The sequence below is a fragment of the Mycobacterium sp. genome (genome assembly GCF_049673265.1).
In the GTDB taxonomy this organism is placed as follows: Bacteria; Actinomycetota; Actinomycetes; order Mycobacteriales; family Mycobacteriaceae; genus Mycobacterium.
Window position 1 is genome coordinate 1 of record NZ_JBATXN010000554.1, and the last position, 11,598, is coordinate 11,598.

General features: G+C 63.9%; 12 protein-coding genes. 3 read left to right on the forward strand and 9 right to left on the reverse strand.

The window, feature by feature from the left end; translation table 11 throughout:
* The 3 genes from WBF82_RS18775 to WBF82_RS18785 all read right to left on the reverse strand — a co-directional run.
* Positions 1-354, reverse strand: a 354-nt coding sequence (locus WBF82_RS18775; RefSeq protein WP_424384465.1) for an enoyl-CoA hydratase-related protein, incomplete at its 3' end; no start/stop codon positions are given.
* A 61-nt stretch (positions 355-415) separates the two neighbouring features.
* Entirely contained in the window at positions 416-778 is a 363-nt protein-coding gene (gene trxA / locus WBF82_RS18780) for a thioredoxin (protein ID WP_424384457.1), read from the reverse strand.
* Positions 779-945: 167 nt separating this feature from the next.
* On the reverse strand, positions 946-1,758 hold the full coding sequence (locus WBF82_RS18785) for an MBL fold metallo-hydrolase (protein ID WP_424384458.1): 813 nt from the start codon (positions 1,756-1,758) through the stop codon (positions 946-948).
* 116 nt (positions 1,759-1,874) lie between these two features.
* Here WBF82_RS18785 and WBF82_RS18790 point away from each other — a divergent pair, with 116 nt between their 5' ends.
* Together WBF82_RS18790 and WBF82_RS18795 are read left to right on the forward strand one after the other, a co-directional pair.
* Positions 1,875-2,636, forward strand: a complete 762-nt coding sequence (locus WBF82_RS18790; protein WP_424384459.1) for a DUF5666 domain-containing protein — start codon at positions 1,875-1,877, stop codon at positions 2,634-2,636.
* A gap of 157 nt (positions 2,637-2,793) precedes the next feature.
* Entirely contained in the window at positions 2,794-4,623 is a 1,830-nt protein-coding gene (locus WBF82_RS18795) for an acyl-CoA dehydrogenase (RefSeq protein ID WP_424384460.1), read from the forward strand.
* Positions 4,624-4,635: 12 nt separating this feature from the next.
* On the opposite strand, the gene WBF82_RS18800 is transcribed toward WBF82_RS18795, so the two are convergent.
* Positions 4,636-5,784 (reverse strand): acyl-CoA dehydrogenase family protein, encoded by a 1,149-nt coding sequence (locus tag WBF82_RS18800; protein ID WP_424384461.1) that lies wholly within the window; start codon positions 5,782-5,784, stop codon positions 4,636-4,638.
* Complete coding sequence (locus tag WBF82_RS18805) at positions 5,781-7,274, reverse strand: carotenoid oxygenase family protein (protein ID WP_424384462.1); 1,494 nt, start codon at positions 7,272-7,274, stop codon at positions 5,781-5,783. The genes WBF82_RS18800 and WBF82_RS18805 overlap by 4 nt, the downstream gene beginning before the upstream one ends.
* A gap of 23 nt (positions 7,275-7,297) precedes the next feature.
* Here WBF82_RS18805 and WBF82_RS18810 point away from each other — a divergent pair, with 23 nt between their 5' ends.
* Complete coding sequence (locus WBF82_RS18810; RefSeq protein ID WP_424384463.1) at positions 7,298-8,035, forward strand: FadR/GntR family transcriptional regulator; 738 nt, start codon at positions 7,298-7,300, stop codon at positions 8,033-8,035.
* A gap of 7 nt (positions 8,036-8,042) precedes the next feature.
* On the opposite strand, the gene zwf is transcribed toward WBF82_RS18810, so the two are convergent.
* The 4 genes from zwf to WBF82_RS18830 form a co-directional block, all read right to left on the reverse strand.
* The gene (gene zwf, locus WBF82_RS18815) at positions 8,043-9,443 is read right to left on the reverse strand and encodes a glucose-6-phosphate dehydrogenase (protein WP_424081103.1); all 1,401 of its coding nucleotides are present in this window, start codon (positions 9,441-9,443) and stop codon (positions 8,043-8,045) included.
* A 104-nt stretch (positions 9,444-9,547) separates the two neighbouring features.
* A complete protein-coding gene (locus WBF82_RS18820; RefSeq protein WP_424081081.1) occupies positions 9,548-9,895 on the reverse strand; it encodes a metal-sulfur cluster assembly factor in 348 nt (115 codons plus the stop codon).
* Complete coding sequence (sufU, locus tag WBF82_RS18825) at positions 9,870-10,346, reverse strand: Fe-S cluster assembly sulfur transfer protein SufU (protein ID WP_424081083.1); 477 nt, start codon at positions 10,344-10,346, stop codon at positions 9,870-9,872. Before sufU ends, WBF82_RS18820 begins: the two co-directional genes overlap by 26 nt.
* Before the next feature lie 6 nt (positions 10,347-10,352).
* The coding region (locus WBF82_RS18830) for a cysteine desulfurase (RefSeq protein WP_424384464.1) at positions 10,353-11,598 on the reverse strand (1,246 nt) is incomplete at its 5' end.

Here is an 11,598-nt window from a genome sequence, read left to right on the forward strand (position 1 = left end):
GACCGCGGCGATCACCGGCTGGTGCAGCCTTCGCAGCCCCAGGATGACGTCGTCGAGAACCTGCATGGATCGCAGCGCGTAGGTGGGCCGGGTCAGGCCCTGCACGTGCGGCACTTCCCCGGCCGACGTGTGGTCGGCGCCCGACGAGAACCCTCGACCGGCCCCGGTCAGCACGACCACCCGGACCGAGTTGTCGTAGGTGATCTCCTCAAGCGCCGCTTTGAGCGGCACCATGACGTCGAACGCCCTGGAGTTCATCCGCTCCGGCCGGTTGAGGGTGATTAATGCGACCTGCGGTCGCGGACGTTCAACGAGGACCAAATTCACCGTTGAACGGTATCGCCTTATGACGATCCGGGCCGCACGGCGGACCGGTGAAGAGTAAGGCAATAACGTGGGCTTAGCCTTGCGGCGATCAGGCCTGGTCGCGTTCCTGCGTGGCCATCGCCGCGTCGACGTCGAAGTCCTTGACCTGCTGGACGAGCTGCTCCAGTGCGGCTGGTGGCAGGGCGCCGGCCTGGTTGAACACCAGCTTGCCCTTCTTGAACGCCATCAACGTCGGGATGGACCGGATCTGGGCGGCGGCTGCCAGCTCTTGCTGCGCTTCGGTGTCGACCTTGGCGTGCACGATGTCGGGGTGCTTGTCGGCCGACGCGGCAAAGGTGGGCGCGAACTGGCGGCACGGCCCGCACCACGATGCCCAAAAGTCGACGAGCACGATGTCGTTGCCATTGATGGTCTCGTTGAACTTTTCGGCGGTGAGGTCTTGGGTAGTCACGGTGCCGTCAACGCCGTGAACTGCCGAAATGTTCCCGGCGCTTTACCCGCCGAGTGTGCATCCGTGGCTTCGAGCGTGAATCCTGGGCGGGAAAAACGCGAAATTTCCGCCCTGTGCTCACTCTCGAAGCCCTGAGCTCACACTCGAGAACTCAGCACACCGGATGCTCAGGTCAGGTGGTCATAGTCGCCGCGCACCCAGGCGGCGTGGCGGGCCGCCGAACGCTGGACCACCGCGTGGCCGTCGCTGTCGATGGAGTTCGTGAACAGGCCATAGATGCGGTCGAAGGGCAACGCTGCCAGCGTGTCGGCCATCCGCTGCGCGACGGCGGCGGACAGCGGAAGGTGGTTGGGGTAGCTGCGCAAAAACGCAACCGTACGGCGGTCCGGGTTGGGAAAGATGGTGTCGCCGACCAGCAGCACGCCGCGGCCGCCGGCCCCTTCGGTCCAGCAGGCGACCGCGCTTCCGGGGAAATGTCCACCGACCTGGATCACGGAGAGCGACGGGGCCAGCTGCAACGTGTCCGACCACTGCTCGATCACCGGGTCGGGACGCATCACCCACTCGGCATCCGCGGCGTTCACATAAACCGGCACGCCACCCAGCCGGCGGCTCCATTCCACCTGTGCGCCATACATATGCGGATGGCTGGCCACGATCGCGATGACCGGCCCGCGCTCTGCCACCGCGGCCACGGCGTCGTCGTCGAGAAAGCCGGACGGGTCCCACAACACGTTGCCGGCCTCAGTGCACACCAGCTTGCCGAGCTGTCCGATTCCCAACGGCGGCGAACTGCCTACTGCGACGAGTCCGTCCTCGATGACCGATACGTGCGACCGCATCCCGTCGGCAACCAGCTGCTCCAGCGTCGCCCATTGCTGACCCTCGGCCGGCACCCACTGCCGATCGTCGGCACAAATCGCGCACACGTTTGACGCGGTACTGTGCTCAACTCCGCAAGTTTTGCACAACCAGAACATGGGACAACCCTAGTTCGAGCGGACCTCAGCAAACGGCCGCTCATCCGCTGGACTAATAATTGTGCAAGTCGGTTGCAGCGGGTACTCCGCGCGCAACACCGCGATCGGAGAACCTGATGAGCGCCACGACGCAGCACCATCGATTGACTCAGCTCGCGATCCTCGCGATCACTGCTGCCACGGTCGTGTCGCTTTCCGCATGCGGAAGTTCGGGCAACGAAAACAACGCAAATCCCAGCACGTCGGCGAGCTCAGCAAGTCCTTCGCCAACTTCGCCCAAGCCGCCGCCTGCACCACCCATGGGACATGACGAGGTCGAGGGCCTGGTCAGATCGGTGTCTGGCAACACGATCCAGCTCACCCAGCGAGACCGAAGCGCGGCCACGGTGGACTTCACCCCGCAGACGATGGTCACCGAGCTCAGTTCCGCTGCGCTGACCGACGTGAAACCCGGGAGTTGCGTCGACGTCAAGCCGGCACCGCAGGGAACTTCGCCCGGCGGTGCGATCACCGCGGAATCCGTGGAGATCAGCCCGTCTGAAGGCGGCCGGTGCCCGCCGCCGCTGCCACCCAGCCCGGGGTCCGCCGCACCCGTGTACGGCACGGTGGCCTCCGTGACCGGTGACACCATTGCGGTCGACAGCACCGATCCGACCGGCAAAACTACGCACGGCACCGTGACCGTCACCAACACGACGACCTATACCAAGCACACGGTTACCGACGCGCAAGCGATCCAGAATGGTAAGTGCATGGCGGCGCAGGGAACCAAGGACGGCGCTGTGCTGCACGCTCAAACCATCGATCTCGAACCGTGTCCACCGATGGGCCGGCCGCACCACCACTTCCACATCCCGTGGCCGCACCATCGCCGTTAGTCACATGTGTATCGCGGTAATCCGCTGACCTCGGACCCTACGGTTCCGTCAGCGTAAGTTACGGTTCCGTCGCCGTAGGTTACGGTTGCGTACCCGATCTCCCCTCGGACACACTGCCTCAGAGTTCAGCTGGGCGTTGACGAGGAGACGTAAACCGTTGGGGCACTACATCGCTAACGTGCGCGATATTGAGTTCAACCTTTTCGAGGTGTTGGGCATAGGCACCGTTCTGGGCTCGGGCCGCTATCGCGAGCTCGACGTCGAAACAGTCCACACGATGCTCAATGAAGTCGCTCGCTTGGCCGAGGGCCCAATCGCCGAGTCGTTCGTCGACGCCGACCGCAACCCACCGGTTTTCGAGCCGGATCGGCACACCATCTCCGTGCCGTCCGAGTTGGCCAAGTCGGTGCAGGCGGTCAAGGACGCCGAGTGGTGGCGCATCGGCCTGGCCGAAGAGATCGGCGGCGTGTCCGCACCAAGCCCGGTGACGTGGGCGATCAACGAGATGCTGCACTGCGCTAATCCGGCTGCGGCCTTCTTCTACAGCATGGGCCCGGCGATGGCCAACGCACTTTACCTGGAGGGCACCGAAGAGCAGAAGCGGTGGGCAACAATGGGACTGGAGCGCGGGTGGGCGGCCACGATGGTGCTCACCGAGGCGGACGCCGGCTCCGACGTCGGGGCGGGGCGAACCAAGGCGATCGCACAACCGGACGGCAGCTGGCACATCGAGGGCGTCAAGCGATTCATCTCCGGCGGAGATGTCGGCGACACCGCCGAAAACATCTTTCATCTCGTGCTGGCCCGCCGCGAGGGTGCCGGTCCGGGCACCAAAGGGCTGAGCCTGTTCTATGTTCCGAAGTATCTCTTCGACCCGCAGACCTTCGAACTCGGTTCCCGCAACGGGGTTTTCGTCACCGGACTGGAACACAAGATGGGGCTGAAGGCATCCCCGACTTGCGAATTGACCTTCGGCGCCCACGTGATGCCCGCCGTTGGCTACCTGGTCGGCGACGTGCACCACGGAATCGCGCAGATGTTCACCGTCATCGAGAACGCCCGCATGTCGGTCGGCGTCAAGGCCGCCGGAACGCTGTCCACCGGATACCTCAATGCGCTGGCATACGCCAAAGTTCGGGTGCAGGGCGCGGATCTGACTCAGATGACCGACAAGGCCGCGCCGCGGGTCACGATCATGCAGCATCCGGATGTGCGCCGCAGCCTGATCACGCAGAAGGCCTACGCCGAAGGATTGCGCGCGCTTTACATGTATGCCGCGGCGCATCAGGATAACACTGTTGCACAACAGGTTTCAGGAGCAGACGCCGAGATGGCGCACCGCGTCAACGATCTTCTGCTCCCAGTGGTGAAGGGCGTGAGCTCCGAACGGGCTTACGAAATCCTGACCGAGTCGCTGCAAACGCTCGGAGGGTCGGGCTATTTGACCGACTACCCCATCGAGCAGTACGCCCGTGATGCCAAGATCGACTCGCTCTATGAAGGCACCACGGCAATCCAGGCCTTGGATTTCTTCTTCCGCAAGATCATTCGCGACCGCGATCAAGCCTTTGAGCACGTGGCATCGCAGATCCGTCACACCATCGATACCTGCGATGAGACACTGCGTCCGTCTGCCGACCTGCTGCAGACCGCGCTCGACGACGTAACGGCAATGACCGCCACCCTGACCGGGTATCTGATGGGTGCCGCCGAACAGCAGGAGGAGATATACAAAGTCGGTCTCGCATCGGTGCGGTTTTTGCTCGCCGTCGGCGACTTGCTCATCGGATGGCGGCTCCTCGTCCAAGCCAACCTCGCTCAAGCTGCGTTGGCCGCAGCGCCGGCCAGCGACGAAGCGTTCTATCGAGGCAAGATCGCCACCGCGCGATTCTTTGCCAAGAACATGCTCCCGAACCTCACCGCACTGCGCGGAATCGTCGAGGCTATCGACGACGACATCATGGCGCTTCCCGAAGCGGCGTTCTAGAGATACGCACGCTCAGTACGATTTCGGCAAGCCGAGGCTGTGCTGCGCAATGTGGTTGAGGATCATCTCGCGGGTAATCGGCACGGTTTTGAACAGCCGGACGAACTCGTACATGTTGGCCAGTGCGACTTCACGGGTAAACCCACTTCCACCGTGCACCTCGATCGCCTGATCCAGGCAGCGGATCGCCGCATCGGCAGACAGGAACTTGGCCATGTTGCTGGCTTCGCCGGCGTCAACTCCGGCGTCGTAACCGGCGGCGGCGTGGCGGGTCATCAGCCGGGCAGCCTCAAGCGCAATCTTGGCCTCCGCCAACGGATGGGCGATGCCTTGGTGCGCGCCGATCGGTGCCTGCCACACCTGGCGTTCCCGGGCGTAGGCCACCGCCTTATCAAGGGCGTAGCGGCTGACACCGTTGCAGATCGCGGCGATGATCACCCGCTCGGGGTTCATACCGTCGAACGCGACTCGCAGCCCGTTGCCTTCGCCGCCGACCAACCGATCCGCCGGAACCGCGACGTTGTCGAAGAACACGGTGAACGATTTGTCGGTGATCTCGAACGTCATTGGGATGCGATGCATCTCGATACCCGGCGTGTCCCGGTCGACGAGGAACAGCGAAAGCTGTGCGCGGCCTCGGGCGTCGGTGCCGGTGCGGGTGACCACGAGAATGGCATCGGCTTGGTCGGCGGCGGTGATGAATGTCTTTTGCCCGCTGATGTAGTACTTGTCGCCGTCGCGGCGTGCGGTGGTGGCGAGTTGGTGGCTGTTGGATCCGGCATCGGGTTCGGTGATCGCGAACGCGATCTTGGCCGTTCCCGCAGCCATCGGCGCCAGCCATTGCTGTTTCTGCTCGTGGGTGGCGTGCCGAGACAGCAGGCTGCCGACGATCCCGGGCGAGATCATCAGCATGATCTGCGGGCAACCCGCGGCGGCGGACTCCTCGGCGACAACATTTATCGCGCTCAATCCCATTCCCCCGCCGCCGTATTCCTCCGGCAGGTTCACTCCGACGAAACCGCCCGCTGCCAATGCTTCCCAGAGCTCCGTGGGATGTTGCAGGGTTTCACTGCACCGGGTGAAGTATTCGTTGCCGAAGCCGGCGACGATACCGTGGACTGAAGCCCGTAACTCGGCTTCTTCGATGTCGCTGAGTATCAACGGAAGTCCATCCAATGCCCATGCGGGGTGAAACCGAGGATAAACGGAATCTCGATGCGGCATATCGGTCCCGCGGTGACGTCGTCGGTATCGAAAATAACGTACTCGCCGAGGTTTTCGGTCCAGCGCGACACCGGGACCATCAGGTAGCCGTCACCTTCGGGCGCATCGGCGGTGCGCGGCACAAATGTCGGCTCCATCACCAGCGCCGGGCGCTCATGCCGCAGCCGATACTGCTGCTCGGCGCCGGTGGTGCGGTCGCGCACTACCAGGCTGTGCATCCGCATCCCGTTGCCCTTGGCATCCCCGCCGATCAGATATCCCCAGCGGTGCCCGCGGCCGTAGAAGCGTTCGTCGACCTTGGGCAGCTCGCACGGCCGATCGTCGAGCAGTTCGGATTTCGCGCCGCCGCCGGCCAGGTCGACCGTCCAGCGTCCCAGTGTGCTGCGCGCCAGGTTGAAGAACAGTGCGACGTCGTCACCCTGAAACCTGTCGATGTCCAACGGGAACGGCGGGCGCTCGAAGATCGGGGCTTCCAACGTCAGGGTGTCGCCGTCGACGTCGGCGGCCAACGTGTGCATCACATACTGCGGCTCGATCTCCACTGTGATCCAACGAATTTCGCCGTGTTCGACGTCGTCGCGTGGCACCAGCGCCAGCATGGTCGGTAGCTCCGGATGCCAGCCTTGCACCGACTGCCCGTGCTCAATCCGATCCGGATCGAACACGAAACCCTGAAACGGCAACACCATCCAGTCCGGGGTCAGCCACATGTCGTGGACCTCCGAGGAATATGGAGCATCCCAGAGCTCGCGGGAGGTCACCGTGCCGTCCGGTTGCACGACGTGGACCGTGACGTAGGGCTTGTGGTTGCTGTAAGCCCAGCCGTACAGAGTGCCGCTCTCGGCATCCCATTTCGGGTGCGCGGTGAACGCGGCATCGCCGTAGCCGGCCTTGTCGAAGATCCCGCGGGACAGCTGCGGTGACCACGGCACCACTCCCCGGGTTTCCAGGGTGATCGGATCCAGTGCCACCGGGGGGCTGCCCTGCTCTCCCGACGCGAGGATCTCCCCCGCGAACGGGAAGCAGTTGATGTTGTTGGTGCCCTGCGGAATTCCGCGGGTGAATTCGTCACGTATCGCGGCGCCGAAGCCGATGTTGCGCCAGTCGGTCCACTCCCCGTCAGACCAGCAGAACATGCCGCGCTGATGCTTGTCCTCCAGTTGGTATTTGGGAGTGCGAACCCAGCGGTTGCGAAAGTCGGCGCGGCCGTTGTCGAACGTGAGACCTTGGAGCATGCCGTCCATCGCCAGCAGGCCGTTGGCGCCCTGTCGGGTCGGCCGTTTGAACGTCGGGCCGACTCGGTAGAACCCGCCGGCCAGTTCCTTCGGGATTTCGCCGAAACTGGTCACGCAATCCTCGACGGTCGCCTCGAACCGCATCGGCCGGAACGCGCCGGTGAGCACTGCGGCGTTGGGGACATTTGCCATGACGACTTAGTATACTAAGTGTCGTGACAATCACAAGACCCTCTCGTGCGCCCGACGCGGTGGCCGCTGCCCTGCGCCGGCGAATTCTGTCCGGCGAACTTGTGCCTGGCGATTCGCTGCCCACCGAAGGCGAACTGGTCAATCAACTCGGCGTCAGCCGGGAAACGGTGCGGATGGCGCTGCGGCTGCTGGACGCCGAGGGACTCACCGCCACCAGCCAGGGACGCAGCGGGGTCCGCATCCGTCATCCCGAGCCCGAACGGACTGCTCATTCACTGGTGCAGTTATTCACCCTCACAAAAGCCACCTGGGGCGACCTGCTGGAGTTCCGAAAAATGCTCGAACCCGCCGCGGCAGCCCACGTCGCCGAGCACGCCACCGCTCAACAACGCGAGCGCATCGCCGTGGTCGCCGAGCGCGGCATCGCACCCGACGGCACCGGCTACCACGAATTTCACGAGCTGCTGGTACAGGCCAGCGGAAACCCGCTTCTCACTACGGTTCTGGCGGCGGTCGAACAGGCGGTGCGCTGGGCCGCCGCCGAGCAGGACATCACTCAATATGACCGCGACGAAGCAGCAAAATCACATCGCGCGATCGCCGCGGCGATCACCGCTAAAGACCCGCAGAAGGCCGAACGCCGGATGCGCCAGCACCTGGATGCCGCGCTGCGCCACGTCGAGACGTCGGGATTGCGTGGGGCGCCGATGATTCCGCCATCACGCTGGAGCGGCGATAACACCGACCTGCCCTGGCGTTGAGGAGCTCTCAGTTCTTGCTGCGCCAGCCACGTTCGAACGGCAGCCGCCACGCACGCGGGGCAATCAGCGGGTGGACCGCGTTGGGACCCCATGAATCGAGGTCGTAGCTATGTGCCAGTGGCGGGTCTTCGAGCAGCGGGGCCGAGACCTCCCAGAGCCGCTCAATACCCTCAGCGGAGTTGTACAACGTCCGGTCGCCGCGCATCGCATCGAGAATCAACCGCTCGTATGCCTCCAGGACGTCGCCCGCGTGCCCGGTTTCTTCCATGGTGAACTGCAGGCTGAGCTTGTCCAGCTTCATCCCCGGGCCGGGCCGCTTGCCGTAGAACGACAGGGACATCTTGGACACATCGGCCAGATCGAACGTCAGGTGATCCGGACCCTTCTTTCCGACGCCGGAGCCGGCCGGGAACATGCTGCGCGGCGGCTCGTGAAACGCGATCGAGATGATGCGCTGTCCCTCAGCGAGGCCCTTGCCGGTGCGCAGAAAGAACGGGACACCCGCCCAACGCCAATTGTCGATCTCGCATTCGAGCGCGACGAACGTTTCGGTGTCCGATTCGGCCGATACCCCAGGCTCGTCGCGGTAACCCCGGTATTGCCCGCGCACCACCTTGTTGGGATCAAGCGGGCGCATCGAGCGGAAAACCTTGTTCTTCTCCTCGCTGATCGCCTCTGAAACAAGCTCGGTGGGCGGCTCCATCGCGACGAACGCCAGAATCTGGAATAAGTGGGTGACCACCATGTCCTTGAACGCCCCCACCGATTCGTAGAACTGGGCGCGGCCCTCCAGCGTGAGCCGCTCCGGCACGTCGATCTGGATGTGGTCGATGAAGTTTCGATTCCAGATCGGCTCGAACAATCCGTTCGCGAATCGGAATGCGAGGATATTCTGCGCGGCCTCCTTACCCAGGAAGTGATCGATCCGGAAGATCTGTTCTTCTTCGAATATCTCGTGAATCGCCTTGTTCAACTCTCGTGCGCTGCCCAGATCGATGCCGAAAGGCTTTTCCATGATGACCCGAGAGTTCTGGACCAAGTCCAGCTTGCTCACCGTCTCCATGACCTTCATCACCGCCGCAGGCGGCACACTCAGGTAGTGCAGCAGACGGGCATCACCACCGAGTTCGTCGATCTGCTCTCTGACCGCGCTACCTAGCTCCTCCGGACCGCCGTGCAGGGAAACGTAATTCAAGTTGGCGGAGAACTGATCCAAAAGTTCGTCGTCAACGTCGTGGTTGGAGAATTCGTGGCAAGCCTTAAGCACCAGCTTGCGAAAGTCCGCGGTGTCCAGTTCATCGAGCGACGTGCCAATAATGCGCATCTCGGGCGCCAAGTTGGAACAGGACAGGTGAAAGAGGCCGGGCAGCAACTTCCGGCGCGCCAAATCGCCTGTGGCGCCGAACATTACGATGACATGCGGCTCCGCACCGGTGCCCTTCTCGTTGGCCCCGCGGGCTATGGCGTCGCTCACAATGATGAGGTTACCCAGCCCCAGTGCAACTTCAACCCTTAGACGGTGAAACCGAGGGCGCGCAGTTGATCGCGGCCGTCGTCGGTGATCTTGTCCGGGCCCCACGGCGGGTTCCACACCCAGTTGATCCGCAGTTCGTCCACCAGACCGGCGCCGACCAGCGCGCTACGCGACTGGTCTTCGATGACGTCGGTCAGCGGGCAGGCCGGCGACGTCAACGTCATGTCGATCAGCGCGATGGTCCCTTCGTCGCCCTCTTCCAAGTTCAGGCCGTAGACCAGTCCGAGGTCGACCACGTTGATGCCCAGTTCGGGGTCGACGACGTCGTGCATGGCCTCCTCGACGTCGGCGAGCAGCTCGTTATCCGGTGCGGCGGTTTCGCTCATCCTTGACCTCCTCCGCGCTGGCCTGGGCCAGCGCATCTTTAAACGCCATCCAGCCCAACAGCGCACATTTGACCCGGGCGGGATATTTGGCGACGCCCGCGAACGCGATACCGTCGCCGAGTACATCCTCGTCGCCGGCGACGGTGCCCCGCGAAGCCACCATCTCGGTGAACGCGGTGACGGTCTTGATCGCTTCGCCCACCGTTTGCCCAATCACCTGCTCGGTGAGCACCGAGGTGGCCGCTTGGCTGATCGAGCAGCCCTGCCCGTCGTAGGAGACATCGGCGATCTGCTCACCGTCTTCTGACAGCGCGACCCGCAGCGTGACCTCGTCGCCGCACACCGGGTTGAGGTGGTGCACCTGCGCGCCGAACGGCTCGCGCAGCCCGCGGTGCTGCGGATGCTTGTAGTGATCGAGGATCACGTCTTGGTAGATCTGTTCCAGGCGCACGGCGGCTCACGCCTCGCCGAAGAAGTCGAGGGCATGCTGCACGCCGGCTACCAGCCGATCGACCTCCTCCTGGGTGTTGTAAAGCGCGAACGATGCGCGCGCGGTGGCGGCCAGACCAAACCGGCGGTGCAACGGCAATGCGCAGTGGTGTCCGACTCGCACAGCGATCCCGTCGTCGTCGAGGACCTGGCCAACGTCGTGGGCATGCACGCCGTCGACGACAAAGGACACCGGTGATCCGCGGTGCTCCATCGATGTCGGTCCGATGATCCGCACGCCGTCGATGCCGGACAGTCCCTCGATCGCGGCGGCGGTCAGCTGATGTTCGTGATTTGCCACCGCGTCCATACCGATTGCGCCGAGGTAGCGTACGGCCGCAGCCAGTCCGACCACTTGAGAGGTCATCGGAGTGCCGGCCTCAAACCGCTGCGGCGGAGCCGCATAGGTGGACGTTTCCATGGCGACGTTCTCGATCATCGATCCGCCGGTAAGAAACGGCGGCATCGCGGCGAGCAGCTCGCGACGCCCGTACAGCACACCGATTCCGTTGGGGCCCAGCATCTTATGCCCGGAAAACGCCGCAAAATCCACGTCGAGGGCATGAAAGTTCACGGGCTCGTGCGGCACCGACTGGCACGCGTCCAGCACGGTCAACGCGCCCACGGCGCGCGCTCGGGCTACCAGCTCGGCGACCGAGGCTAGCGCTCCGGTGACGTTCGAATGATGGCTGAACGCAACGACTTTGACATGGTCGTCGAGCCGTAGCGACTCCAGATGGATACGCCCATCGTCGGAGACGCCATACCAGCGCAGCGTCGCATCGGTGCGCCGGGCCAGTTCCTGCCACGGGACGAGGTTGGCGTGGTGCTCAAGCTCGGTAACGACGATGACGTCCCCGGGCCCGACGGCATGCTCGAAGCGGTTGTCGCCGAACACGTAGGACACCAGGTTGAGCGCCTCGGTCGCATTCTTGGTGAACACCAGCTCCTCGGCGTGCGCGCCGACAAAAGCTGCGATGTCCGCGCGCCCCTGCTCGTAGGCGTCCGTGGCCTCCTCCATCAGCTGGTGTGCTCCGCGGTGCACTCCGCCGTTGGATGTCAACAGGAATTCGCGTTCGGCGTCGAGAACTTGCACCGGCCGCTGCGAGGTTGCACCGGAATCTAAGTACGCCAACTGATTTCCGCCCCGCATCACCCGCTTGAGGATCGGGAAGTCGGCGCGGATCGCGTCGACGTCCAGTGAGGTGGCGGAA